The 26940-nt window shown below is 55.8% G+C and carries 24 protein-coding genes; 12 read left to right on the top strand and 12 right to left on the bottom strand.

The features are described from left to right. The first annotated feature begins 168 nt into the window (after positions 1-168). Positions 169-3288, top strand: a complete 3120-nt coding sequence (locus IDH44_RS03875) for an ATP-binding protein (protein ID WP_190914887.1) — start codon at positions 169-171, stop codon at positions 3286-3288. A 115-nt stretch (positions 3289-3403) separates the two neighbouring features. Here the strand turns inward: IDH44_RS03875 and IDH44_RS27090 are convergent, their stop codons facing one another. The 4 genes from IDH44_RS27090 to IDH44_RS03855 form a co-directional block, all read right to left on the bottom strand. Continuing rightward, complete coding sequence (locus IDH44_RS27090) at positions 3404-4207, bottom strand: CPBP family intramembrane glutamic endopeptidase (RefSeq protein ID WP_317890103.1); 804 nt, start codon at positions 4205-4207, stop codon at positions 3404-3406. Between the two features lie 277 nt (positions 4208-4484). Continuing rightward, positions 4485-5846 carry a sensor histidine kinase gene (locus tag IDH44_RS03865; protein WP_190914883.1) on the bottom strand — a complete coding sequence of 454 codons (1362 nt, stop codon included), beginning with the start codon at positions 5844-5846 and terminating at the stop codon, positions 4485-4487. Continuing rightward, the gene (locus tag IDH44_RS03860; protein WP_190914881.1) at positions 5843-6517 is read right to left on the bottom strand and encodes a response regulator transcription factor; all 675 of its coding nucleotides are present in this window, start codon (positions 6515-6517) and stop codon (positions 5843-5845) included. Before IDH44_RS03860 ends, IDH44_RS03865 begins: the two co-directional genes overlap by 4 nt. A gap of 222 nt (positions 6518-6739) precedes the next feature. Then, positions 6740-7417: an S-layer homology domain-containing protein gene (locus IDH44_RS03855; RefSeq protein WP_190914879.1), complete on the bottom strand. Its 678-nt coding sequence runs from the start codon at positions 7415-7417 to the stop codon at positions 6740-6742. Positions 7418-7960: 543 nt separating this feature from the next. Between IDH44_RS03855 and IDH44_RS03850 the strand changes: the two genes are divergently transcribed. Then, entirely contained in the window at positions 7961-8974 is a 1014-nt protein-coding gene (locus tag IDH44_RS03850; protein ID WP_190914877.1) for a phosphotransferase, read from the top strand. 106 nt (positions 8975-9080) lie between these two features. On the opposite strand, the gene IDH44_RS03845 is transcribed toward IDH44_RS03850, so the two are convergent. Both IDH44_RS03845 and IDH44_RS03840 read right to left on the bottom strand, forming a co-directional pair. Then, a complete protein-coding gene (locus IDH44_RS03845; RefSeq protein ID WP_190914875.1) occupies positions 9081-10121 on the bottom strand; it encodes a copper amine oxidase N-terminal domain-containing protein in 1041 nt (346 codons plus the stop codon). Positions 10122-10193: 72 nt separating this feature from the next. Continuing rightward, a complete protein-coding gene (locus IDH44_RS03840; RefSeq protein ID WP_190914873.1) occupies positions 10194-10904 on the bottom strand; it encodes a helix-turn-helix transcriptional regulator in 711 nt (236 codons plus the stop codon). Between IDH44_RS03840 and IDH44_RS03835 the strand changes: the two genes are divergently transcribed. The 7 genes from IDH44_RS03835 (at position 10869) to IDH44_RS03805 (ending at position 17789) form a co-directional block, all read left to right on the top strand. Beyond that, the gene (locus tag IDH44_RS03835; protein WP_190914871.1) at positions 10869-11603 is read left to right on the top strand and encodes a type 2 periplasmic-binding domain-containing protein; all 735 of its coding nucleotides are present in this window, start codon (positions 10869-10871) and stop codon (positions 11601-11603) included. The genes IDH44_RS03840 and IDH44_RS03835 overlap by 36 nt on opposite strands. Positions 11604-11675: 72 nt before the next feature. After that, positions 11676-12569 carry an ABC transporter permease gene (locus IDH44_RS03830; RefSeq protein WP_190915029.1) on the top strand — a complete coding sequence of 298 codons (894 nt, stop codon included), beginning with the start codon at positions 11676-11678 and terminating at the stop codon, positions 12567-12569. Continuing rightward, positions 12563-13420, top strand: a complete 858-nt coding sequence (locus tag IDH44_RS03825) for a carbohydrate ABC transporter permease (RefSeq protein WP_190914870.1) — start codon at positions 12563-12565, stop codon at positions 13418-13420. Before IDH44_RS03830 ends, IDH44_RS03825 begins: the two co-directional genes overlap by 7 nt. Positions 13421-13449: 29 nt before the next feature. Then, the gene (locus tag IDH44_RS03820) at positions 13450-14676 is read left to right on the top strand and encodes a hypothetical protein (RefSeq protein ID WP_190914868.1); all 1227 of its coding nucleotides are present in this window, start codon (positions 13450-13452) and stop codon (positions 14674-14676) included. A gap of 53 nt (positions 14677-14729) precedes the next feature. Then, on the top strand, positions 14730-15758 hold the full coding sequence (locus tag IDH44_RS27085) for a Gfo/Idh/MocA family protein (protein ID WP_190914866.1): 1029 nt from the start codon (positions 14730-14732) through the stop codon (positions 15756-15758). Further along, positions 15755-16732 (top strand): Gfo/Idh/MocA family protein, encoded by a 978-nt coding sequence (locus IDH44_RS03810; protein WP_190914864.1) that lies wholly within the window; start codon positions 15755-15757, stop codon positions 16730-16732. The genes IDH44_RS27085 and IDH44_RS03810 overlap by 4 nt, the downstream gene beginning before the upstream one ends. Positions 16733-16769: 37 nt before the next feature. Next, positions 16770-17789 carry an SGNH/GDSL hydrolase family protein gene (locus tag IDH44_RS03805; protein ID WP_190914862.1) on the top strand — a complete coding sequence of 340 codons (1020 nt, stop codon included), beginning with the start codon at positions 16770-16772 and terminating at the stop codon, positions 17787-17789. Between the two features lie 84 nt (positions 17790-17873). Here the strand turns inward: IDH44_RS03805 and IDH44_RS03800 are convergent, their stop codons facing one another. The 5 genes from IDH44_RS03800 to IDH44_RS03780 all read right to left on the bottom strand — a co-directional run bounded on the left by IDH44_RS03800 (position 17874) and on the right by IDH44_RS03780 (position 22967). Further along, complete coding sequence (locus IDH44_RS03800) at positions 17874-18932, bottom strand: stalk domain-containing protein (RefSeq protein WP_190914860.1); 1059 nt, start codon at positions 18930-18932, stop codon at positions 17874-17876. Between the two features lie 210 nt (positions 18933-19142). After that, entirely contained in the window at positions 19143-20732 is a 1590-nt protein-coding gene (locus tag IDH44_RS03795; protein WP_190914858.1) for a hypothetical protein, read from the bottom strand. Between the two features lie 192 nt (positions 20733-20924). After that, positions 20925-21824 carry a TIGR01777 family oxidoreductase gene (locus tag IDH44_RS03790; protein WP_190914856.1) on the bottom strand — a complete coding sequence of 300 codons (900 nt, stop codon included), beginning with the start codon at positions 21822-21824 and terminating at the stop codon, positions 20925-20927. Positions 21825-21843: 19 nt separating this feature from the next. Next, positions 21844-22440, bottom strand: coding sequence for a hypothetical protein (locus IDH44_RS03785; RefSeq protein ID WP_190914854.1), 597 nt, complete (start codon positions 22438-22440; stop codon positions 21844-21846). Positions 22441-22529: 89 nt separating this feature from the next. Continuing rightward, positions 22530-22967: a DUF2621 domain-containing protein gene (locus IDH44_RS03780; protein ID WP_190914852.1), complete on the bottom strand. Its 438-nt coding sequence runs from the start codon at positions 22965-22967 to the stop codon at positions 22530-22532. Positions 22968-23109: 142 nt separating this feature from the next. Here IDH44_RS03780 and IDH44_RS03775 point away from each other — a divergent pair, with 142 nt between their 5' ends. The 3 genes from IDH44_RS03775 to IDH44_RS03765 all read left to right on the top strand — a co-directional run bounded on the left by IDH44_RS03775 (position 23110) and on the right by IDH44_RS03765 (position 26027). Beyond that, entirely contained in the window at positions 23110-24237 is a 1128-nt protein-coding gene (locus IDH44_RS03775; RefSeq protein ID WP_190914850.1) for a deoxyribonuclease IV, read from the top strand. Between the two features lie 243 nt (positions 24238-24480). Next, a complete protein-coding gene (purU, locus tag IDH44_RS03770; RefSeq protein WP_190914848.1) occupies positions 24481-25389 on the top strand; it encodes a formyltetrahydrofolate deformylase in 909 nt (302 codons plus the stop codon). A 119-nt stretch (positions 25390-25508) separates the two neighbouring features. Beyond that, complete coding sequence (locus IDH44_RS03765) at positions 25509-26027, top strand: hypothetical protein (protein WP_190914846.1); 519 nt, start codon at positions 25509-25511, stop codon at positions 26025-26027. Positions 26028-26092: 65 nt separating this feature from the next. On the opposite strand, the gene IDH44_RS03760 is transcribed toward IDH44_RS03765, so the two are convergent. Further along, the gene (locus IDH44_RS03760; RefSeq protein WP_190914844.1) at positions 26093-26848 is read right to left on the bottom strand and encodes a hypothetical protein; all 756 of its coding nucleotides are present in this window, start codon (positions 26846-26848) and stop codon (positions 26093-26095) included. Positions 26849-26940 lie beyond the last annotated feature (92 nt).

Here is a 26940-nt window from a genome sequence, read left to right as displayed (position 1 = left end):
GCTCGCGTAGTTATGAGCGCCGCATGTTCGTTCATTACCCGAAGTTCGCCCGTCTGACCCGAACCAGTACTCGACAAAAATCAACTTCTGTGGTGGAATTAATTTTACCTATAGATCAGATCGAGCCGGCGTGATCGGCAGGATGCACAATAAAGAAGGAAGGGTCATATGTGGCAGGATAACAAGCGCAGCGCGAGTGTAATCGGCATGCTTTTCATTGTCGTCTTGGCGATATCCAGTGTGGTCTTACTGCCGGGCTTCATCAAGCAAAAGGATCAGCAGGCCCCGCACGTTGAAAATGGCGTAATGGATTTGACACAATGGGACTTTCAAAGCGCAGGGAAAATCAAGCTTGTCGGAACATGGGCGTTTTATTGGAAGCGTCTCTTGACATCCGATGATTTCAAACGGCAGGACTGGGAGCATATTGCGGATTATGTGAACGTGCCAAGTGTTTGGAATACGTATCAATGGGAAGGAAGACCATTGCCCGGACAAGGGTATGCGACATACCGACTGCGCGTGAAGACCGATGGCAGGCCGGATGCTTTATCCTTGAACATTCCTACGGTGTCCACCGCCTACACGGTCATGATTGATGGAAAGATCGTGGCCGAAGGCGGGAAGGTGGCGACAGAGAAGGAGCGGGCTGTTGCTGCCTATTCGCCGCAAATCATTAGGTTTCAGCCAGATGCAAGAGAATTTGAAATTGTCGTGCAAGTATCCAACTACCTGTATGCCCGCGGCGGGATATGGAATGCAATGAATCTAGGGACTGTCGAACAAATCGAGAACTCCGCTCTAGTGGAATTTGCAATCAATATGATCATTCTGGGAAGCACGCTGATTATGGGAATCTACCATATTGTTGTTTTTATTCAGCGCAGAACCAATCGATCAGCGCTCTATTTTGGACTGATTTGCTTACTGGTTGTGATCCGGATGCTGTCGATGAAGGAGATCTTCATTCAGCATTTACTTCCGGGTATCGACATACGCCTGCTCATTTTTAATGAATACATCGCCTATTATGGTGGTATCACGCTGACTACAATGTTTCTTCGGGAGCTTTATCCGGATGAATTCGCCAAGAAAATGATAAGACCGCTTGTAGGGATCGGCTGCGTGTTCATTCTGACGGTCATCTTTCTTCCTGCTGAGCTATATACGCAATGGACGAGTGGCTTTCATCTTTTTGTGCTGTTATGCTGCTCCTATTACTTATTCGGATTTATCCAGGCGATCCGGAGAAAACGAAGCGGTGCCGGTCTCCAGATCACCGGGGCGGTTATATTGATGGTGACGATGGTTCACGATATTCTGCTCTTGCAAGACCCGTCGGGTTCGATGATTCAATTCTCCGCAGATACGCAGTTATTTCCGTTTGGAATGTTCGCTTTGATTCTTATCGAAGCGACGGAACTGGCAAGGCGTTTTTCAAACGCATTCCGAACGATTGAGTCAATGTCGGAGCGCCTGCTTTCCCTTGATCGTTTGAAGGATGAATTTCTCGCCAATACGTCGCATGAGCTGAAGACTCCGGTTCACGGCATCTTGAATCTTTCCCAGTCTGTACTGGAAGGTGCATCTGCGCGGCTGAGCGAACTTGAAAAGGGAAATATGCATGCAATCGTATCGATCTGCCGGAGATTAGTGAATCTGATCAATGACATCCTCGATTTATCCCAATTAAAAAATGGCGAGCTTGTTCTGAAACGGGGCACGGTGGATGTCCGTTCTATACTAAATGTAGTGTTGGACATGTTCCGGCATCTGGCAGGCGACAAGCAGGTGACGTTCGTTAACGAACTGCCCGTCGACGTTCCGCATGTGGTTGCCGACGAAGACAGACTGCACCAGGTCCTATACAATCTGATCGGCAACGCGCTCAAGTTCACAAATGAGGGTGAAATACGCGTCACAACTCGAGAGCGAGACAACTGGTTGGAAATCGCTGTTCACGATACAGGAATCGGTATTCCGGAAAATCGTTTGGATACGATTTTTGAGTCTTACGAACAGGCAGATCAAACGATTGCGCTTGAATATGGCGGCACAGGATTAGGCCTGAATATCACCAAGCGATTAGTGGAGCTCCATGGCGGGACAATTGGCGTGACGTCCGAAGCAGGAAAAGGCTCTATCTTTACATTCACACTTCCGGTAGCAAACGAAGTAAACAGTCCGACTGCGGATCAAGCTGTGTTGGATGAACTGCCGCACGGACTCACGGTAGGACTCACGGTATTAACTGCAGAAGCAGGGGATCCGATGGGGGAGAGATTACAATCCAATGCGGATCGAACATTTACGATTCTCATAGCGGATGACGACCCGATCAATCGGCAAGTGCTGACTACGCTCTTGTCTTCGGACAATTACGCGGTTATCGGAGTTTCAAACGGCACGAAAGCATTGGAGGAGCTGGAACGTCAACGCGTGGACTTGGCTGTGATTGATTTGATGATGCCGGGCCTGTCGGGTTACGAAGTGTGTCGCAGCATCCGAGAGCGATATACGTTGTCCGAGCTCCCCGTGCTGTTGTTGACCGCAAGAAACCGCTCGGAGGACATCATAGCGGCCTTTGAAGCAGGGGTTAACGATTTTGTAAGCAAACCGGTTGAGGCCGGAGAACTCAGGGCGCGCATCCGGACCTTGTTGAACTTGAAAGCTTCCGTCGGTGAGCTGATCAACTCCGAGATGGCCTTTCTGCAGGCGCAGATCAAGCCTCATTTTCTGTTTAATGCGATTACAACGATTATCTTGGTCACCTATACCGATGTCGACAAAGCGCAGGCGTTACTCGTGAATCTGAGTCATTATTTGCGAGGGAGCTTCGATTTTCAGAATCGGGAGCAACTCGTACCGATCAGCAAAGAAGTCGAATTGGTGCATGCTTACTTAAAGATCGAGAAGGCGCGTTTTGGCGAACGATTGCAAGTCAAGCTTGACGTGGATGAGCATATCCAACGCGACATCCCGCCGCTTATCATTCAACCGATTGTAGAAAATGCGGTCAGGCATGGCGCGATGCGTCAAACCGATACAGGCAGCATCCATATTTCAATCCAGGCAGACGAAGAGGGCGTTGTCATTCGTGTAACAGATGACGGGCCCGGCATGCCGGAAGCGGTATTGACGATGCTGAAAGAGAAGAAACACGGTCGTAGAGGCGTGGGGCTGATCAATATTGAACGCCGCTTGCAGCATTCATTCGGGTCAGGATTGGAAATCGACGCTGCGTATGGACGAGGGACCAAGGTAACGATACGAATACCTGCGAGGTGATGCGAACAAAACCGGCCGAACCTGTGCCTATTAGTCGGCTAGACAAGGCGTATCGAATGGAATGGCCGGCGGGTCGGGTAGCGCCATCTCTCCGACTCGCCGCCTGCCAAAGGCCCTATTGCTTGGTCCGATTGCGCCGCTCGCGCAGCCAGACGAACAGGACCATCCCGATATTGACGGCTGCAAGGATGAGCAAGGACGCGTCGCCGGAATCGGTGGACCGATCGAGGGGAAAGGCCTCGCCATCCGCCATCAATGTGTTGACGGTCGTCGCCAGGACGTTGTTGGCGAGGTGAAAGGCGACCGGCGCCTCGATGCCGCGGCTGATGATCATCATTAGTCCGGTGCAAATGCCAAACACGGTATAGTAACCGAATAGCCAAGGATCGCTTGAACCGTGCAGCAGGGCGAAGGCGATCCCGGATACGATAATTCCGACAGCCAGGGCCGGGCGAACCGCTCGCACCCAGGATGCGGCGGCGGGCAGCACGGCTCCTCGGAACAGTAATTCCTCGCCGGTAGTCTGGAGCGGAGTCGTCAGGACGGTCACCGCTAACATGAGGATCGTCGTGGATGAGATGCCAAAGGCAGTCCAGCCCGGTGCGTCCGGTGCAACCAAGGCTACGACACCAAGCCCGGCGCCTACCAGCAGCGCAGCTCCGACGAGGTACTGTACCAAGCGGCGCGTATCGAATCCTCGCGATGAGCGGATCAGACTGCGCCACGGCACCTTGGCCATCCAAGCCAGGAGTAGAATTGCCAGCACACCCGCGATACCGGTGCTCAGATTGACGGCCATGAACTTCAACGGTGTGAACGCGGCCGACATCGGGTCGTCGCTGCCCTCGATAATGCCGACGATCTGGTAGAGTAGAATCTGCAGGATCAGTATCGATAACGAAGATCCGATTATCACCACAAGCGGTTTCCACCAGCTCATGCGAAGATGAGCGCCAAAGGGCCGAGAGTTGTCGATAGATCTCATGTTTCATCATCCTTCCCTAGTTCATTTGTTCCATTCGGATTATCGTGCGCTCAAATCCAGCTTAAACGAGCAATATGTCGCAGTCGTGACCCCAATATGAACGGAATATGAACAGGCAAGGCCGAAAAAAAGCTTCGCAGACAATCGGTGAATACCGGTTGCATGCGAAGCATGATGCGGCTCGGATCAGTGGAGTTGGCAAGCGGGGCGATTACACCGGCGCAGTGATCGGCAATGTGATGATGAACGTCGTGCCCTGTCCGGGAACGCTTTCGACGTTTATGTTGCCATGATGCAGCGATACGATTTGTTTCACGATGGAGAGCCCCAGACCGTTGCCGGCTATTTTGCGGTTGCGCGAGCGATCGGCTTTAAAAAATCGCTCGAAAATGCGAGCCTGGTCCTCCTCCGAAATGCCAATGCCAGAATCAGAAACGAGAACGCTCACTTCTTTAATCCCATTTTTGATGGTGATGCGCATCGTGCTGCCTTCCGGGGAAAATTTGATTCCGTTGTTAATGATATTCGTCCAAACGAGCTCAAGTTGGTCGGGGTCGGCTGTAATCATGGTGTGCGGCAAATCAAGCTCGAAGCGAATGTCCCGCGCCGCCCACAAGGGCTGGTTCGCCACAATGATGCGTCGGAGCTGCTCGTCGAGCCGATAAGGGACCGTTTGCATCGACACGTTCTCGGATTCCAGCATGGTGAGCTTGAGCAGATTATCGCTCATGGCCGATACACGACCGGATTCGGCGATGATGATGTCCAAGTAGCGCCGCCTTTCCTGTTCGGACAGTTCAAGGCTTTGCAGGGCTTGGGCATAGCCGGCAATGGACGTGAGCGGGGACTGGATCTCGTGCGAGACGTTGGATACGAATTGTTGACGCATCGACTCCAATTGACGAAGTCCTTGCGTCATTTCGTTGAAGCTGCGAGCCAGTGTGCCGAGTTCATCCTTACGCTTCATATTCAATTTGACTGAAAAATCTCCGCCGGCCAGACGCTTCGTCGCCTTTGTCAATTGGTTGATCGGACGGACGAGAAACAGGGTAGCAATGACAATGAACACGCTCCCGGCTCCGAGCGAATTCGCAAGCGTCGTCATGATCCATAAGAGCGCTACGTTGACCGACGTATAGTTCGACTGCGTGAACAATGCCATCGACCCTTGGCTGGTAGGGAGCGGCACGCCGACCACGATCGAGGATTGACTGGAATCCGGATTTTTAAATTCTTGTCCGCTCAAGACATGGCTGAGCATGTCAGACGAGATACGAGAAGGGGCGATTCCGGCGGAATTGCCGAATTCTTGCATGACGCCCGATTCGTCGTAAATACGAACGTAAAAGGATTGCAATTGCTCCATGCTGTCAACGATTGTCTTCGCTTGCTCGTATGGCAGTGTCTCATAGATGAGCGCGATATCCCGGCTGATCGCCAATGAGGTGTCAATTAACGTGTCATTCATCTGCCCCTCGAAAATAATCGTCGCTACAAGCGCAGCTACGATCATTCCTCCGATAGCGGATCCGAGAAAGGTTAGTACGACGCGCACATAGAGCGAACGTATCATACGTTCGTCTCCAATCGGTAGCCAAGTCCGCGCACGGTCTCGATGCGGAATTCAGATGTATCAGCGAACCGCTCGCGCAAACGTTTGATATGGACATCGACCGTACGGTCATCGCCGGCATAATCAAAGCCCCATACGTGGTCGATTAACTGCTCGCGCGTGAAAATCTGTCCCGGCGAGCTGGCGAGCTTGTAGAGCAGATCGAATTCCTTCGGCGGCAGAGAGATTGATTCCATGCCATTCGTCACTTTATACGTTTGTCGATTGATCTTTACCTCGCCCACATTTACCGTTTGCTCCACATCAATCCGATACCGCTTGAGCAGTGCTTTGACGCGATAGGTCAGCTCGAGCGGATCAAACGGTTTGGTCAAATAATCGTCCGTACCGAGCTGGAACCCTTTTACTTTTTCCCATGTTTCGCTTTTGGCGGTCAACATGAGCAGGGGCAAATCGGGGTTAGCGCTTCGAAGTTCCTTGCATAATGTCCAGCCGTCCATGACGGGCATCATCACATCAAGTACAACGAGATCAACGGGCGTCCCGGTAAACGCGCTTAGCGCCTCCTTGCCGTCGACTGCTTCGATCGTCCTGTGTCCATCATTGCGCAAGAACAAACAGACAAGCTCGCGAATGTTCGCATCGTCGTCCGCTACGAGTATGGTAGGCATCTTTCTATACCCCTTTTATTTCGATTATTTTTTAAAAACAACGATCCATAAATTTTAACATGGGCTGAACGGAACTTTAAGGTTTAAGGATATCATGAATTTTGCTTGATCGGATTATTTTTCATGTTTCGATTTTCAAAGCCTGTCTGATTGCACATAAACAAAAAAGAAGAAATCCGGGCAAGGATTCCTTCCGTGTATATCAAACCTATATTTCGAAGCTTAATCGATGAATCCAATCGTGCGAAGCAAGCGGTCAACCATGGCGGCTGCTTCCGCTCTGGTTGTATTTTTTTTCGGTACTAATTGATTTCGTTCATTACCCAGAATAAGTCCAGCCTGCACGGCCTCGGCCATATCGTTCTTCGCCCAAGAAGAGATCATCTCGGTATCCTGATAAACAGATAGGTCTGCGCCTACTTTCTGAATCGACTGGACCTTTGCGTAACGCATCGCCGAAACCATCATGACCACCGCTTCTTCCCGGCTGATGTGCTCCTCGGGGCGGAACTTGCCGGTACCGTCTCCCTGCACCAGCCCCTCCCTTACGGCCGCAGCCACTATGCTTGAGTACCAGCTTTGCGGGCGGACATCACTAAAGTCGGCTCGTTCATCCTTCTTCGCCTGCAAACCAAGCGATCGAACCAACATCGCTGTCATTTCCGCTCGCGTTACCGGAGTGTCCGAAACGAAATGCGTTTCATCCTTACCGTATACAATCAGCTTTGAGCCCAACCGATTGGCGATTTCTTCGAACCATGTGCCCTCCACATCCTCAAAAGTTTTTGAGCGGACCAACACGGTTGTAATGCCGCCTGAACGGCTCTGTAATGTTGCCGCATCCCCCTCAAATTGGGACGGCACGAATTGGAACGTTCGTTCCGACAGATTATAATGCACCCCGGTCTGCAGATCCGGATCCCCAGCATCTTTCATGGTTAGGGTATGGGAGACGTACTGTGAGCTCCGTCTCAACCGGAACTGCCGCCGTGGAGGAGAACGAGATCCGATCGCTCAATCCCTATGCCTGGAAAGGCCCGATGCGCTATGGCAGCGGGCATTAGCCAAGGAAGTTTTTCTTGATTTCCTACAAAGGGGTATGTTTAACTAGAGATGTGAAGTTGGATTTCTACTTTTTTCCTGCGAAAGGAGAGGTTTGCGAATGATTGCTTATCAGGTATTGGTGGTTCTAACCTAACCGAATATGTTGTAAACCGTAACCTTTCGTGAATACTGCTGTTAACGGGACTGATCGCTGCCTTTGGCAACCACTCGTCCGTGCAACGGGATACGATGAGAGTCGTATCCCTTTTTGATGATAAGCCGACTTTTTGGCTTGTTGCCGCGAAACAGCAGCTTCTTAGGAGGCTGCTTGTTCGCGGTATTTTTGTGCGCAAAAACAACTTATCTGGCACATAAACGGAAAAACGGAGGACACCAGAAATGATAAACGACGAGGGCATTTACGTAAATCCTGCGACACTGAGGTCTATGTTGAGTATAATGCTCGGTAAGACCATAAGCCGCGCAAGTTATCAAACCAGGCAACTGCAAGGCGGAACATTAGGGGAGGTTCGGCTAGTAACGGGCATGGCTGAGGCCTCCGACGGTGAGCGTCTGCCCTATAAGGTCGTTTGGAAAACACAGAAAAAATGGGAACGTCACGGCGACCAGGATTCATGGCGAAGGGAATACGACCTCTACACATCGGATTCCAACCAGTTTTTCACGAATTCGCTTCGCTGGCCAGCATGCTATCATGCGGAGAGGAACGGCGAGGAGATCCAGCTATGGCTGGAATATATCGAGGGGGAGTCAGGCTTAAAGCTGACCTCTGAAATGGTTGAACATGCAGCCGAGGAATTGGGGCGGTTGCAAGGCAAACTGTATACGGAGCAACCGGATGTCTTGCAAAAACTGAGCAATTTGAGCAAGGTTGACTTCGTTAAAACCGCCTATTTGCGCTCTCGGTCGTGGAGCGTATTGTATGATTACATTCGCTCTGACGACTGCGAAATTCCGAAGCACCTCTGTCACATGCTCACAGACTTTGATCATCACGCGGACGAAATCTTCCTCCGCATTGAAAAGCTGCCGGTTGTGCTTTGCCACAGAGATTTGTGGGTGGCAAACTTATTTTACTCGGATAGGAAAATCGTGCTCATCGACTGGGATACCGCTGGATGGGGGTACCTGGGCGAGGACATCGCGAGCCTGATCGCGGATGAAGCGAATATCTGTCATATGGTGGATTACTACCAACAATGTATTCCGGCCTATTACAGGGGCTTCGCGGAATATGCGGATGTGTCCCGCATCTCGGATCCTTGTATCCACGAACTGATCCTTGCCAAGTTCGGATACAGGCTTGTGGAGGGGTACAAGTTCGCGGAGACGCCCGAAGATCAATCCCTGCATCTGGACACCTTGCAAAAAATCTATGAAATGAAAGGATAGACGACCGCGCATCATTCGAAATGGCCGTGCCGGACATCTGGACACGATGTCCGGCACGGATGCTGAGTAGGAGCGAGCTGAGCTGCTCCACTTCAGTTGGTCAATATTATCGAGACTGCGAGGCCAGCGTCAAGCCGATCTCGCCGCTCGCTCCTTCCCAGGAGACCTCGAAGCCGAGCGCTTCGCCGATGAAGCGGAAGGGCAGCATCGTGCGCCCGTGCGAGATGTAGGGGGCGCCAAGCAGCTCATGTTCCTGTCCGTTCACAAGGGCCGTCTTGTCACCGATCGTCAGCTCTATCGCGACATGCGCGGTCTGCACCGACACGCGCCGGGTGGCGGCTTCCCAGCGGATGTCGCCGCCGACGGCCTCCGTCAGGAACCGAACCGGCAAGTAGGCGCGGCCGTCGATCAGGGCAGGCGCGGTGCCGTAGCCGGGGTCGAGCTCGAAGGTTTCGCCGTTTAGCGCGAACTGGCTTTCTCCAATGTGCAGGGCCAGCCGGCTTTCTTCGGCGAACGGGTTGATCACGCGCTTATCGCTGTACGTGACCATATAATCGATGATGATCTCGGCGGCTTCGGGCCGCATATCCATCTCCAGGTCCGAATCGAAGGCCACGTCCGCGATCGTTTGCCACACCTCAGGCCAAGGGGCGGAGGTCATCTCCTCCTGCGCCTGGACCAGGGCAAGGATCAGCGCCGCGGTGAAGCTATCCGGCAACTCTTGCCTCGCATCCGCCAGCCACTGCTCCGCCTCGCGCGTATCCAGGTAATCGTCCATCGCCCGCAAGTACCCGATCACGAAGCGTTCGTCGCCGCGCAGCTCGGATGGCGCAAGCTCGCTTAGCGACTGGCCATATGCCTGTTGCGCATAGTCTTCCGCGCGTTCGGTCGGCTCGTTCTCCCAGCCCATCGCATTGATGACGGCGGCGCGCAGCGCGAGCGGCGACGCCTCATCGGCCAAGTAGGCCGCCAGCTCCGCCGTCATGCCGCCGGCTTTGAGAGCGGTCTGGACGATCGGTTCATCCGCATAGGCTTCGTAAAAGTGGGTCGAGGTGACGGGTGAATCCGCATAGGCGGACCGGAACGGCGTCAGCGCGAGCAGCAGCATCGCCGTGGCGCACACTAAAATGAAAGAACGCTTTTTCATAGAGCTATTCCCTTCCTTCTCCTTTTTTTATGATTAGCCGGAAGCGGGCTCTTCGAATCACGGCCTTTCCCGTTATTCCGCATGCGATCTTCTATACTCGCTTGGGGTATGTCCGGTTGTTTTTTTGAACATCCGCATAAACGGCGTCAAGCTTCTGTAGCCGACCTGATCGGCAATGTCTTGAATTTTCAAATTCGTGTGAAGCAGGAGATGCTCGGCCTGCTTCATTCGGATGGCGTTCAAATATTGTTTAAAATTGACGCCTATTTTATTTTTGAATAAGCCGGATAGATAACTCGAGGTAATTTTTAATTTGCTTGCGAGAAGATCGAGCGAAAGATCATCCGCGTAATGCTGTTCCATATAGTTCACGATGAACGCCATGGTCGAGTCGGTCAGGTTTTTTTTGGCCTGGACTGCGTTAAGCGCCATTTGGACATATTCCTCGGTCCATTCGACCAGTGACGTGTAGGTCGCGCAATAATGCGAATGAACGGGCAAAGGATCGAGCGCTTCTTCCGGGATTTGCAAAGAATGCAATGACTTTTGGGTTTGATTGATAATCTCTTCACACAATTGATAGTGATGATAGGCATAGGCGTCCCGATCATGAAGCTGTTTAAATTTTTTCTGAATCCAATGCAGGGTTTCCTGGACGTCCGCAGCTAAAAAATAATTATAAAATTGCTGGGATTGCTGAGGCGTAATCATGAAGACCGGCGGTTCATCAAACAAGACTTCAAATACTTGAGATTGATCAAGCAGTCGACGCTGCTTGATCAAGGAGACCGCTTCATCGTAGCTCGCGACCAAGTCTTCAAGGACCCGGTATTCCGAACTGATTCCATCGACTATGTCGGCCGAATCGAGTCGCTAAGCAAAGCGATCGGAGATGGAAGCGAAAAAGTGTTCTCCATTATGCAGCCGCCTGCAGGGCCGGGTGGAGAGAGCCTTATTATAGACGGTGGGTATATGCTGGGTGGGTTCGCTGTATCTGCCAATGCAGAAAATCTGGACGCTGCCCTTCATCTCATCGACTACTTGTATTCGGATGAAGGCATGGAAGTGACGAGCTGGGGCAGAGAAGGCGTATCGTACACGACCGAAAACGGAAAACGGAAGCTGATTGGCAAGGACCATATGTCCATCCGAGGCACACACGGCATCCTTAGCTTCGGTTCATACGGAAGGTTCGACACGTCCGCTGCGTTGACCCTGGTCGAGGATCAATATTTTGAGGATTACGAGCTGTCGACGCAGCATCTTTATCCCGCAATCTTCAATCCGTCGTTCAACTCGGAAGAGCAAAATATTTTATCTGTTACGTTGAATGAAATCAACACGATCGTAGATTCGAATCTGGCCAGATTTATATTGGGTGATCGACCCTTAAGCGAGTGGGATACTTATGTGAAAGAAATCCAGAATACAGGGCTGCAGCAAGTCTTGGACATTTACGAGACGGCTTGGGATCGTCAATAGGGGGGAGAGGACGTGCAGTTCCAATCCGAATGGACCAGTTCACAACAAAGAAGAGGGACTTTTTTGCGCGGGATGCAAAAGCTAAAGCGAGATAAAATCTTCTTGCTTTTGCTTTTACCCACCATTTTATATTATGTCATTTTTAAGTATATGCCGATGTTTGGCATTGTCATTTCCTTCAAACAATACGAGGTGTTTAAGGGGATTTGGGAAAGCGACTGGGTCGGGTTGAAGCATTATATCACTTTTTTTCAAAGCCCAAGCGCATGGAACCTCATTCGAAATACATTTCTAATCGGCTTTTACAGTCTGATTTTTGGTTTTCCGGCTCCCATCATCCTGGCCCTATTGTTAAATGAATTACGGCAAAATGGGTTGAAGCGCGTTTTCCAGTCGCTCAGTTACTTGCCCCATTTTATTTCGATTGTGGTCGTCACCAGTATGGCCACGATGTTTCTATCTCCAACCAACGGGATCGTCAACGAATTGCTCGGTTTTTTGGGAATCGATCCGATCCCCTTTATGCAGAAGGCGTCGTGGTTTCGGACCATTTACGTCAGTACCGGCATTTGGCAAGAGGTAGGGTGGGGCTCGATTATTTATTTGGCTGCGCTGACGACGATCGACCCCCAGCTCTATGATGCGGCCGAGATGGATGGGGCTTCACGCGGCAAGAAGATGTGGCATATTACGATCCCGGGCATTATGCCGGCCATCGTCATCTTGCTCATTCTCCGCGTCGGCAACATTATTGATATCGGCTTTGAGAAGGTGTATCTACTCTACAATCCGGCCACGTATGAAACGGCCGATATTTTATCGACCTATGTGTATCGAACGGGTCTGGTGGCAGGTAATTTCAGTTATGGCGCGGCAATTGATGTGTTTTCGGGCGTGATCGGATTGATCTTTGTCGTAACCGTCAACCATATTGCCCGCAAGGTAGGTGAAAACAGTCTATGGTAAAACGGCTCCAGCCTTTTGATGTGTTCAATATCCTCCTTTTGCTTTTGTTCTCGGCTACGGTGTTGTATCCGTTCATTTACATGATCTCGGTCTCGCTCAGCTCCAGCGCCTATATTATGCGCGGCGAAGTGACCCTCCTGCCCAAAGGCTTCACGACGCATGTGTACGAGACGATCTTCAACAGTTCCCGCATTGTAACGGGGTATAAAAACACGATAATGTATGTTGTCTTCGGTACGACAATTTCGCTGGTGCTGACGACGATGGCGGCCTACTCGTTAGCTCGCAAAACCCTCGTCATGCGCAAGCAGATTACGTTTTTCATTATTTTCACCATGCTGTTTAACGGCGGCATGATTCCGACCTTTTTGGTGGTGCGTTCTATCGGGTTGCTGGACACGATCTGGGCCATGGTCCTGCCTACGGCGATCAGCGCATGGAATCTGTTTGTGATGCGCACCTTCTTTCAAGGCATGCCGGTCGAGCTGGAAGAGTCTGGGAATATGGATGGACTGGGTGATATCGGGGTTCTGACCAGAATCATTTTGCCGCTATCCAAGCCTGTCCTGGCGACCATCGGCCTTTTTTACGGGGTGGCGATTTGGAATAACTTTTTCAGCGCGTTGCTCTATCTGAGAGATTCCGAGCTGTTCCCGCTGCAGGTCGTGATCCGTCAGCTCGTCATGATGGGCATCATCACAACCGAGGGGCAGAACAGCGATGAGATGGAAGTGGATCAAGCTGTGAAGTTCGCGACGATCATTATTGGGACGCTGCCTATCATCATGACATACCCGTTTTTACAGAAGTACTTTGTGAAAGGCGTGTTGATCGGCTCAGTGAAAGGATAACGCTTTCTATTATATGGAGGTGTACGGTCATGAAAGTTAGCCAGACGAAACGCTCCTTCGGCAAGGTTGTCGTTACGCTTGGACTCGTAATGGCGCTCTTGGTGGCGAGCGCATCCTTGACTCATCACAATGTATCCGCATCATCCGATGCGTACGATCTGCTGCGCGAGGCGTGGAAGGAGCGACTGACAGGCGGCGCCGGGTACAACGCGTCGGACCCCGACATTGCCCAGGTCATTGCGGCGCAGGATGATTTAGCGGACGATTATTACACTTCTTATCATGCGCCGACCCCGTCGGAGTCTTATTTGTGGGCGGATCAATCGGACGGGACGATATTCGAGGCCGAAGCGTCTTACCGGCGCTTGCTTACAATGGCTCACGCCTATGCCAATCCGTATTCCTCCATCTCCGCTACGACCAAGGCCGCGATGCAAGATGCCATCGTGGAGGGGATGGAATTCCTGATAGACGAATGGTACAACGCCTCCGTCTCCCAAAACGAGCAATGGTTCAAATTCGAAATCGGCGTGCCGAAAGCGATCATCAGCTTGAGCGTGTTGATGTACGATAATTTGATTCAACTGGGAAAATCGGCGCTGATTGAAGATCATATGGACGCAATCCTTCACTTCTCGCCGGACCCTGCCGATTCCCGCAGCGCCACCAGAACGCCTCGTCCGGGCTATATGACCGGCGCCAATCTGATGGACAAATGCCTGAATCACATTTTGGTCGGCGTTTTGCTCAAGGACGGGAGTCTCATTGACGTCGCCAATGATCGGATCGTGGACATTTTCGACTATACGACCAGCGGCGACGGCTTTTATAAGGACGGTTCGTTTATTCAGCATAACGCCGTGCCGTACACCGGGACGTATGGACTGGTCCTGATGAGTGCGCTGCCCGCTTATTTAAGTCTCTTGGACGGCACCGAGTGGGAGTTGAACGATCCGAATGCCGATCATTTATACGACTGGGTGTACGATTCATACGAGCCGGTATTGGTTCGCGGGGCGATCATGGATTACGTAAGGGGAAGGGCGATCTCCCGCATGAAAAGTCAAAATCTGCACAGCGGTCGAGCGCTGCTTCAGGCATTGGTTGAAATTTCGACGTTTGCTCCGCCGGCGGATGCCGCTTATTTCAAAGGCATTGTGAAGCGCTGGGCGAATACCGACATTTACGATGATTTTTACAGCAAAGAAAGCAGCTTCGCACAGCCGAGCCTGATTGTGCGAGGGACACTCGACTAACTTGCTGTCAGGAACAAAGGGCGATATGGAAAAAAAGATGGAGTGATATAGACGTGAGTAAGACGTTAAACTTCGGTATTATTGGAGCAGGAACGATCGCGAGCTCACATGCCAAAGCGATCGCGGGTAATCCGCGTGCCGAATTGTATGCGGTCTGTGATATCATTGAAGAAAATGCGCGCAACTTTGCGGAGGAGTTCGAGGTCCAACACGTATTCACAAGTTTAGACGCCATGCTCCAGGTAAAGGAACTGGATGTTGTCAACGTTTGCTTGCCCAGCGGCGCGCATGAATGGGCGGTTACGGCGGCGGCCCGTGCAGGCAAGCATATCTTATGTGAGAAGCCGATCGATATCCACTTGGATAAAATCGACAACATGATTGCGGCGGTCAGGGAAAATCAAGTGAAGCTCGGCTGTGTGTATCAGCGCCGAACGATGCCGGAGGCCATTGCGGCCCGTGATGCCGTGCAATCGGGCAAGCTTGGCCGAATGGTGCTCGGGGATGCGTATTTGAAATATTACCGTAGTGCCGAGTATTACCGGAGCGCCGGTTGGCGCGGCACCTGGGAGCATGACGGCGGCGGGGCGTTGATGAATCAAGGCGTGCACGGCATTGATTTGATACAATGGATGATGGGGGACATCGAATCGGTGTTTGCCCATACCGCGGCCTTGGTCAGAGACATCGAAGTCGAGGATACCGCAGTGGTGGCGGTAAAATTCAAGAGCGGCGCGCTTGGCGTCATTCAGGGCGCGACTTCGGTGTATCCGGGTCAAGAGACGCGCTTTGAGCTGCATGGCGAGAATGGCTCCTTCATATTTGGCGATAAGGGAATTCAATTGTGGGAGGCGCGGGAAGGGGAGCTGAAGCAACCGGTTGTCGGGGATGCCGGCACCCCTGGCGCCGATCCGCGAAGCATCGCACTTGAAGGGCATCAAGCGCTGGTCGAAGATCTGATCGAAGCCATTACGGTAGACAGGGAGCCGCTCATCAATGGCGAAGAAGCGCGCAAAGCCGTCGCGGTCATCATGGCCATCTATGAATCTTCCCTTACAGGGAAAGAGGTCTTCCTGTCATGAAAGCACAGTGGCGAACGGCCGTTCTGGGGGCCGGGGCGATCGCGGAGCATCACCTGAACGCCATACGGCTGACGGAAGGCTTCACGGCGTGCGCGATTGCGGATATCGACGTCGGCCGGGCGAAGCTCATCGCGGCAAAATACGGGATCGCGGGGTATACGGATTATCGCGAGCTGATCGATCGTGAAAAACCGGACGTCGTCACGATCGCGCTCCCGCACTTCCTGCATGCGGAGGCCGCCGTGCATGCCGCTGAACGCGGCTGCCACCTCATGCTGGAGAAGCCTATGGCATTGTCGACAGCGGAGTGCGACCGCATTCTGGTGGCGGGACGCAAGCAGGGCGTCCGGATCGTGGTCGGACACACGCAGCATTACATGAAGGAGAATCTGGCGGCCAAGCGCATCTTGCAAAGCGGTGAGTTGGGCGAGCTGGTCATGATCCATGATGTGCGGCACGCCGATTATTTTCACGAATCGCGTCCGCGCTGGTTCCTCGATCGCGCCTCCTCCGGCGGCGGCATCCTGGCCAATCTCGGCTCCCACTCGATCGACAAGATCCAGTGGTTGACCGAGCGGGCGGTGCGACAAGTGAAGGCGTCCGTCAGTCATCACACCGCCTACAACGTGGAAGGGAGCGGCGCCGTCTACCTGGAGCTGGAGGGCGGGATCCCCGCGATGATCGTCCAATCCGGCTATCGCGGTGCCCGTCGGAACGAGACGGAGATTATAGGTACGCAAGGCATGCTGCGGCTGCGAACCGGCGATTCGCTCTGGAAGAGCGTCGGCGGGCCCTATGAACGGGTCGACATTCCGAATGAGAGCGATCCGTTCCTGCTGCAGTATGCCGAATTAAGCGAGGCGATTCTAGCCGACGACGAGTCGATGGCTTCGCCTCTGTATGGCCGAAGTATTGTCGCCGTACTCGAGGCCATCTATCGCGCCGCGCGCGAGGGGCGCGAGGTGCGGGTATGATCAGGGTCCAAGCAGCATGAGGAAAGGAATGGGGATTGTGAAGGATTCGAAGATGGATAGTCTTGATGCGAAGTGGGTGCGAACGGCGCTGCTTCACCACACTTTGGGCGGCGTGGAGCGGGAAGGGGGATGGAGTCCGCAGCGCTTCACCGAGCGGCAACTGGACGTGTATGCCGCGCAAGAGGCGCAAGGCAAACGATCGCGCTGTTCCGCCGGTGTCGTCATGAAGCTGCGCACGGATGCCGAACGCCTGAAGCTATCGGTCGTCTTTCAGGGGGCGGCCAGAGATTATGCGGCATTTGATCTGTATGTGAATGGTAGAGGCATCGTCTCGGAAGGAATCGAGTCCTTCGAGGGCCAGTCGGCGGTTCGCGTCGAGCTTTCCTTTGCGATCCCGCTCCTGCCCGGCGAGCGAGGGAAGCGGAATGCGCTTCGCATCGTATTCCCGCAAAATGTCGAGACCCTCCTGCTGGGCGTCGAGGTCAGTGCCGGGGCAGTCGTCGAACCGGTCGCCAAACACCCGCGCAGACTGCTCAGTCTCGGGGATTCCATCACGCAAGGGATGGACGGACGTCATGCGGCCTACTCGTATCCGGTGCAGGTGGCTGATTTCCTCGAAATGGACCTCTTGAATCAAGGGGTCGGCGGGTATGTCTTTGACCCGGACAGTCTCGATCCGGCGCTCGCGGAGCACTATCCCGCCGATCTCATTACTGTAGCGTATGGCACCAATGATTGGAACCGCGGTTACGAACGAAGGGAGTTCGAATCGATCGTGTCGAATTATCTCGATAAGCTGATATCGATCTATCCGAATGTGCCGATCTACGTCATTACCCCGATCTGGAGAAGGGTTGCAGAGGAACAGCGCAGTCTCGGCAATCTTCATGATGTCGCAGCGATTATCGCCGCTGTGGCGGCGCGCTGCGCGCAAGTGAAGGTGATCGACGGCTACGGCCTGGTGCCCGGGGATGAGCGTGTATTCGCAGACGGCACCCATCCCAATGACGAGGGGTATACCCATTATGCCCTGCAGCTTTTGAAGGCGTTGCGCTAGCAGCGCCAAATTTGAGAAAGCTGCCCGATAAATAAGCTCCGCCAAGGTCTTGCGACCTTGGCGGAGCTTATTTCATTCCTATATTCAATTCACGTCCGGCTCGCCGAACGTGACGTAAAACTCCGGAAAGCCCTCGGCGTAGGCGGTGTATTCGTAAGGCTCGAAGTAGAGGACAAGGCCGTCACGCTTCAGGTAGAATTGCGGCTCATCGTCCAGGCCCTCAAAGCCGCCGAGATAGCCGCCCGACTCGGTCAGGCCGGCCCGTGCGATATTGTCCAGCTCCGCCATGTAATTGGAATTGGCCCCAAGGACGTCCTGCAGCGTCAACTGCTCGCCGGTCTGGAGATCGAAGAGCAGGCTGGTGCGCGACTGGATGCCGTGCGCGCCGCCGACGTAGCTGTCACCTTGGACGAGCACGTTCAACATACCATGCTGATTGTAGGTGACGATGAAGTCCTGCATAAATTCATAGCTGCGCACATCCCCCGGCCGTTCCTGCGCCGTCTCCGTGGAGGCTTGCATGAACTTGTCGGCCTGCGCCTGGAGCGTCTCGTTGATGCGCCGGGTAGCCTCGCTGTCGCCTTCGAGCTGCAAGGTGCGAATCGCAATCTCGGAGTCGTTCACGCTGTCGTTCATGGCTTCGGCTGTCAAGGTCATCTCGTTGACCTGATTCGCCTGGACGATATTCAGCGTCTTGGTCTGGTTGTCCCACGCGCCGTGCAGGCCGAGGAAGTCGCTCAGGACGCGATACGGCACATAGAGCCGGCTCTCCACATTGAGCGGATCGTAATCGCCGAGATAGAGGTGATTGATCGTCATGCTCGGTCCGTAGCTGCCGGTCGTGAGCTGCAGCTGATTGATGCCGGAGCCGATGGTATAGGTAGAGGTCTCACTGTCGTAGGAGATCGAGAAATCAAGCGCCTCGCTCAGCGCCCGCAACGGAATCATGGTGCGTCCTTCGGACAAGAGGCCTTGCATCTGCAGGGCTTCGCCATTCACCTGCAAGCGCACGGTATCGTAGGCCTGACGCTGCTGCGCGGTCGGCGTCGCGGCGTCGGTTAGCGTGACGGGGATGGTCGAACCACCGACGACGAGCCCCGCGGCCAGAAAGACGGGCGTTATTTTTTGAGTGTGCTTTTTCATGCGAATCATCCTTTCTCTTTCGATGAAGCGAATGAGTAGTGTAGCGCTTTTTAAGTAGGTGCGCCTTGCTGCTTTTTACCCGCAGTCAGGCGTTCTGACCCGAATATGAGGATATCCTTTCTATACGTTCAAAAAAAGGGCCAAGGATGCGTCGTACAGACGCATCCTTGGCCCGCTTGGCGGTGCCGCAGCAGGAAGGGGGAAGGGAAATTAGTCCCCGTCCACCTCATTTTTGAGCTTGCCGTAATAACTGCCGCCTTCGTAACCATTGTTCTCTGCCGCGAGCGCTTCGGCGGTGATGTCGTTCCATTCGCCGGGCGCGAGCAGCTTATTATCGCTCTGCAGCTTTTGCAGATGCGTTTGCAGCTTGTCGAGCCGCTCCATCAAGGCCCCGATTTCGGCCGGGTTGAGCAGGTCTTGCATGACCAGGCCAAGATCCTCGGCGTTGAGCGCCAGGATGCGCTGCGCCAGTTCCTTGTCGACGAATTTGCTGAGCGACGGATATTCCTGCCGCCGGACGTCGATTTTGGTCCGGGTGCCGAAGGACATGTCATTGTCGATGCCGGTGACGCTCACGACATTGCCGCGGTCGTCATAGTCGATAAAGTAGTTGCCCTGATGACGGTCGGCCTGCATGGCCAGCGTGTCGATCAGCTGCAGTCGCGACATCAGCCGTTGCAGATTCGGATCGTTGACGTTGACCGTGTCGTTCGCGCCGTCGCTCGTCATTTCGCCGCTCTTGCCGAGCGCGCCGGCGGTTTTGCCGTCGGCCTTGTCCATGAAGGAGCCGCTCACCGGCCCGCCGCCCGATTCGTAGATGGCGAGCTGCGCCTTGGCGATCACATTGGCGCCGAGCATCTGGTTGAGCCGGGAGAGCGCCACGTCGCGCTTCGACAGCCGGGCATCCTGCTTGTCGATGCCGAAGTCGTCCGCAATGCCGCTCTCCTTGGCCTCCGGCGAGTTGATATCCACATCCGGCGCCATCATATCGACATCCGCCAGCGTATCCTTATTGGCTTTGAAGGCTCCCTCGGTACGGCCGTGCCGGAAAAACTTCACCTCGTTGATGCCGCCTTGAATCGTCTGATTGGTCGACATCCGGTCATTCAGCACCATCGTGCCTGCGGTCCGGGCCGCATGTACCGACCACATCGTGCGTTCGGCCGGCGGCTCATGCATCAGCCGGTGGCCGTTGACGATCGTCTCCGCCCGCTCTGTGGGCAGCTGCGCGAGCAGATTCTGGAAGTAAGCTGCTTTGGCTCCGCCTTCCTTGGAGGCTTCATATTGCTGCAGCGCCGTCTCGACCGAGCGGTAATGCGCTTTGATCTGATCGAGCTGCTGCTCCACGGCTTGCTGGGTATCGCCCACTGCCGTCGTCGTAATGTACGTGTTGAACAGATCCAGCTTGTCGAGAATGCTGCGATAGCGGGAGCTGTTGTTCTTGAGATTCTCGTTGACCCGCAGCTTTTTGCCGAGCCACTTGCCGGCGAGCGGATTTTTGACATGCTCCTTGGGCGGGCCGAGCTGCCGCACTACCTGGTCTCGTGTGGGCATGCGCTGGATGGCGTCGCCTTGCGTCGCTCCGTGATGCGCTTGTTGCAGGGCAGCCGAATTTCCGGCAGTCTGCTGCAGCTGCAGCAGGCTGTTGGCAGGCGAGGGGGCAGCGCCCGAACGCGCGCTTGGCTGAGCGTTTTTCCATGCGGACGCAGACGAGGGGGCCGTTCGTTTGGTGCTGGGCGTGTCGCGCAATACGTTCACCTGCTTTGCTTGAAGGTCGGTCGTGTGGTCGGAGGTATGCATGTCCGAGCATACGCGTGTTGTCCCTATTATATGATGGGAACTTGTCACGCGCAAGCTGGGGCGAGCCGCGCAGGATGTAGGAAGCGGAGGAGTATGCAGGCAAAGGGACTGGTGGAAAGGGGCGTGCGGACAGACGGAGGCCCGGGCTCCGATTGTTCGGAGGCCCGGGCCGCGATTGCCACCGGCGCCGACTTAGCCGCCGACCAGCTCTTGCATGGCTGTGTCGATGTCAGGGTAGCGGAAGGCGAAGCCCGCGTCCAGCGCCCGGCGCGGCACCGCATGCTGACCGTCCAGCAGCACGACCGACATCTCGCCGAACAGCGCCTTCATGAGGAAGGCCGGCACGGGGAACCAGTGCGGCCGCCTCATGGCGCGCGCGATCGCCCGTCCGAAGCGGTCGTTGGTGACCGGCTCCGGCGCAGAAGCGTTGACCGGACCTTCGATGGCAGGATTGTCGATGCAGAACAGGATCAGCCGCACGATATCCTCCAGGTGGATCCACGGCAGCCACTGCCGTCCGCTGCCGACCGGGCCGCCGCCGAAGAGGCGATAGGGCATAGCCATCTTCGGGAAGGCGCCGCCCTCGCTGTCCAGCACGACGCCGACCCGCAGCTTGACCAGACGCGGCACGGGGATCTCCTCGGCGGCTTTTTCCCACTTGTCCACGACGGAGGAGAGGAAGTCGGTGATGCGCTGCGGGCTCGACTCGTCGAAGCGCGCGGTCTCCGAGGTGCCGTAATAGGAGATGCCCGATGCATTGACGACGACTTCGGGGCCGCGCTGCAAGGCGCGCACCAGACGCGCGACGCGATCGGCCGCGTCCGTGCGCGACTTGACGATCCGCTCCTTGGACTCGGAGGTCCAGCGCTGGTCGATTGACTCGCCCGCCAGATTGACCACCGCCTGCACGCCTTCGAGCCGCTCGGGCTTGGCCGCCATGTCCTCCCACGTAATGACATGCAGCTTGGGATCGCTGCGCTCGACATGTCCGGTCGAACGCGTCACGATCCAGACCTCGTCGCCGCGCGCCAGCAATGCGCTGACGAGCGCGCCGCCGACGAAGCCGGAGCCGCCGGTTACCGCTACTCGCATAGGTTCACCTCGTATCGGTTTATTCCGTCTTTTCGATCGCGGTCAGCCAGAGCTGCGTGACGGTTTCGTCCCCGGCTTGCACTTCTTTTTCGGTATAGGTGATGGCCACGGGATCGTCCTGCGCCAGCTCGCCGAGCGTGTCGGCGAGCTCGTCGCCGTATTGAAAGGCAGTCGGCCCCTCAGGCGTCACGATCTCGACGGTATGGCCGTCCACCAGCCCGCTGTAGGTGCCGGCAGCGATGATCGGCGTGCCATCCGTCTCCGAAGGCGTGCCTTCGCCAGGTGATTCGCCGTCTCCGTTGGTCGGCTCCTCGCCGCCGCCAGTCTCGCCGGACTGATCGTCGCTTGGACCGGCGTCGCCGTTTTGGCCTGCGCCGTTCTCGTTGTTCGCGCCCGAATCCGGCTCCGGCGTGTTGGTTGGCGCGTCGTTGCCGCTGCCTTCGCCGTTGGCCGGATTCGTTATATTCGTATCGTTGCCGCCCGTTTGCGGCGCCGTTTCGTTTCCGTCGTTGGCACATGCGGTCATCGATGCGGTGACGGCGAGCGCGAGCGCGAGGGCGGCTGCACAGGATTTGACTTTGGCTTTGGATGACTTGGACTGGGTTGATAGGGTCATATTCGACCACCTCCTGCACGGTATAACGAAACTATACCCCCGAAGGTTTCAGTCGAATCCGATCTTGGCGCTCGCGCCGACGCCTGCGTTCAGCGATTGAGCAGATGCTTATACGGCGTATAATCGATCTGTTTTTTCTCCAGGAAGCTGACCAAGCTGCGATAATCGCGCCGCGGTGTCGCACGGATATACCCCTCGATGCAGTGCGCGCGCGTCACGTGCGGCTCTCCGCTTTCGACGGCGATTTCGCCGATTTTGGCGGCGATCGTGTGCTTGGCGATGTCGCGGAAGGCGCCGGGGACGGGAGAGACGAGCTCGTCGAGCAAGGCCTTGCTCTCTTCGGTCCACATCGGACGGCTCCGCTCGACCCAGTAATTTTGCCAGTCGAGCTTGGATTTGCCGTCGCGTTTGGGCAGCACCTTCAGGAATTTGCGGAACATAAAAAACCCGCCGATCGCCATCAAGCCGACCAACACAATCCCCCAGAATATAATGAAAAACATAAACTCGTCCGATGCAGCTTTCATTTTCGTTCACCTCACTATGAATTATAGCGCATTCGTAGATTTATTTCGATATTCCCTGTAGAATAGAAGGCAAGTATGCCCGCATGGCGAGACCGCAATTCATGACGGGTCCCGTAATTATGGAGAGGAGCGATTGCAGCTCATGCTAAAAATCGGTTCGCACGTATCATTTTCGAATAAAGGCCTGTTGACAGCCACGCAGGAGGCGCGGTCCTACGGCTCCAGCTCATTCATGATCTATACCGGCGCCCCGCAGAACACGCGGCGCAAGCCGATCGAGGAGTTATATATCGAAGAAGGCAAGGAGGCCATGGGCGTCGCGGGCATCGACGAGATCGTCGTGCACGCGCCGTATATTATCAATCTGGGCTCCTACAAGGACAATACGTACGACCTGGCAGTGCGCTTCCTGCAGGACGAGATCCGGCGTACGCACGCGATCGGCGTGCGCAATATCGTGCTGCATCCCGGCGCCTATACCGACAAGGATGCCGAATACGGCATCGCCCGCATCGCCGAAGGGCTGAACGAGGTGCTGAGCGGAACGAGCGAGACCGAGGTCAACATCGCGCTGGAGACGATGGCCGGCAAGGGCACGGAGATCGGGCGCAGCTTTGAGGAGCTGGCGGCGATCATCGACAAGGTGCAGGAAAACGACCGCCTGACGATCTGCATGGATACGTGCCATATGCATGACGCGGGCTACGATCTGGCGGGCGATCTCGACGGCGTACTGGAGCAGTTCGACCGTATCGTCGGGCTGGACCGGGTCGCGGTCGTCCATCTCAACGACACCAAGAACCCGCGCGGCGCGGGCAAGGACCGTCACACGCCGGTCGGCTCCGGCTATCTCGGCTACGAGGCGATCAAGCGCGTCGTCGATCACGAGGGGCTCGCCGGCCGGCCGTTCATCCTGGAGACACCGTGGATCGGCAAGGACAGCAAGCAATCCCGGCCGATGTATGAGGTCGAGATCGCGCTGCTGCGCGGCGACGCGATGGAGCGCTTGGGCGAAGGCTTCTTCGACCACCTGGAGCGCCTGCATCACTTCTATAGCAAGCATGAGCTCGACCCGCGCACGTACGTGCTCGGCACGTGGGAGACGCTCAAGACCGACGCCAAGGCCAAAAAGGCCGATCCGCGCGAGCCGATGGAGCGGCTCTACGATCTGGCGGTGGAGCACCAGGCGCTGCCCGATCTGACGGAGGAGGAGCTCAATCAGCGTATCACCGGCTGGCTGGCCGGCAAGCAACTGCTGGTGAATGCTTAGAAGAGTGGTGAAAAAGTGCCAGAGTGGCCAAAATTGCGTTGGAGAAAAGCATAGCTTCCGAAGTACGTTCTTACAGAACGTTTGAGCGTCCGCCATCTTGCTTCCCGATTTCTTCCTTTGAGAAAACTCAATATCAAGAAATCGGGAAGGAACGGCGGTCGGAAACGCATTTTGGACCGGCGGCTCTACTTTTTCACTACACTTCTAGGAACACAACACTATGGGGAAGGAAGTACATTCGCAATGACGCAATCCGAGTCGTACCAGCATCATCCCAGACAGGCCCCACCCGGGGAGAAAAAAAATCGCGCCCGCATGCTGATCTCATGCCCGGACCGCTCCGGCATCGTCGCCGCAGTGTCGCACTTCCTGCATGAGCACGGCGCCAACATCGTGCAGTCCGATCAGTATACGATGGACCCGGTCGGCGGCATGTTTTTCATTCGCTTCGAATTCGACCTGACCGATCTGGAGCGCGAGCTGCCGGTGCTGCAGGAGGATTTCAATCGCGTGGCCGATCGCTTCGACATGAAGTGGAGCACCTTTCGCGCCAGCCGTCGCAAGCGGCTCGCGATCTTCGTCTCCAAGGAGGACCATTGTCTGCTGGAGCTGCTGTGGCAGTGGCAGGCGGGCGACCTCGACGCGGAGATCGCGATGGTCGTCAGCAATCATGAGGCGATGCGGCCGCTGGTGGAATCGTTCGGCATCCCTTATTATCATGTCCCGGTGACGCCGGAGACCAAGGCCGAGGCCCAGAGGAAGCACATGGAGCTCGTCGCGGACAAAGCCGATCTGATCGTGCTGGCGCGCTATATGCAGATTATTCCGCCGGCCTTCATCGAGCATTATCCGAACCGGATCATCAACATCCATCATTCGTTCCTGCCGGCGTTCGTCGGCGGCAAGCCGTACGCCCAGGCCTACACGCGCGGCGTCAAGATCATCGGCGCCACGGCGCACTATGTCACCGAGGAGCTCGACGGCGGACCGATCATCGAGCAGGACGTGCAGCGCGTCAGCCATCGCGACGACGTCGACAGCCTCAAGCGGATCGGGCGCACGATCGAGCGCGTCGTGCTGGCGCGTGCCGTCAAGTGGCATATCGAGGACCGCGTGCTCGTGCACCGCAACAAGACGGTCGTCTTCAACTAAATTGTGCGTGTGATGTGCTCGCGTGGTGCGTGTGATGTGCTCGCGCGCATGAGATGCGCGGATAGCCGGGCGTATCAGGTGCGCGGAGCAGGCATGAGGATGGAGGAAGAGCCATGCGGATGACAAGCAAGATAGTTAAACGGTCCGCCATGGCGCTGATCGTGACGCTGCTGCTCGCGGGGGCGGCCGCAGCGCCGACGGCCTACGCGCTGGACTGCGCGCCGCCGCCTGCGCCGGAGCGCGAGCTCGGGTATGCCGAGCTCGTCTTCAAGGGGACGGTGACGAAGCAGGATGCGGACCGTGTGCACTTCGACGTCGCCCGCTTGTGGAAGGGCACCGCCGGGCGGGTCGTGACCTTGTCGGCCAGCGACTGGGTGATGTTCGACACGGGCGGCGAGTACCTGGTCTTCGCGAGCAATATGGACGGGCGCACCGAGCCGCTGCTCTGCGGCAATACCGGACTGGCGAGCCTCGAGGCCGAGCAGGCGCTCGGCGAGCCGATCCCGCTCAGCACCGCGCCCGAGCGCGCTGCCGGGATCGGCATCGTCGTCGGCGCGGTGCTCGTGCTCGGCGTCGTGCTGGTCGCGGCCGTGCTGGTCGTGCTGCGTTATCGGCGAGTGGCGCGGCGCAGCGATTGAGGCAACGCGTACGAATAGGCGGAGGCGCGGAGGTGCGGGGCGCAGAGGTGATCGGAATGGGGGCTTCATGCAGTGGGCGGATCGCTGCACGATGAAGCCCCTGTTTTTGTTGCATTGCCGGCACTAGGCGATGGCAGGGCACGCCGGGTGGTGCCCCGTTGGCCTGCGGCGGCGGCGAGGGACATGGGGGCGACCAACTGAAATAAGCCGGGGGCGGACGGAGGAACTGCGGTGTTGCCCCCGGCCAATCGCTCGCCTCCGCCCACCTGCGTGTCTGCAGCCGCCAAAATGGCGGTTACAGGCTCGCCATTGCCCACCTGCGTGTCTGCAACCGCCAAAATGGCGGCTACAGGCCTGCCTTTGCCCACCTGCGTGTCTGCAGCCGCCAAAATGGCGGTTACAGGCTCGCCATTGCCCACCTGCGTGTCTGCAACCGCCAAAATGTCGGCTGCAGGCTCGCCATTGCCCACCTGCGTGTCTGCAACCGCCAAAATGGCGGCTGCAGGCTCGCCATTGCCCACCTGTGTGTCTGCAGCCGCCAAAATGGCGGTTACAGGGCCGCCATTGCCCACCTGCACGTCTGCAACCGCCAAAATGGCGGTTACAGGCCTGCCATTGCCCCCCTGCGTGTCTGCAGCCGCCAAAATGTCGGCTACAGGCCTGCCATTGCCCGCCTGTGTGCCTGCAGCCGCCAAAATGACGGCTGCAGGCCCGCCATTGCCCCCCTGCGTGTCTGCAGCCGCCAAAATGTCGGTTACAGGCTCGCCATTGCCCGCCTGTGTGGCCTGCAGCCGCCAAAATGTCGGCTGCAGGCCTGCCATTGCCCGCCTGTGTGCCTGCAGCCGCCAAAATGTCGGTTACAGGCTCGCCATTGCCCACCTGCGTGTCTGCAGCCGCCAAAATGTCGGTTACA

This window comes from Paenibacillus sabuli, from assembly GCF_014705605.1.
GTDB lineage: Bacteria > Bacillota > Bacilli > Paenibacillales > Paenibacillaceae > Paenibacillus_D > Paenibacillus_D sabuli.
Note: the sequence above shows the minus strand (reverse complement) of the source record. Positions and strands in the feature narration are given on the sequence as shown.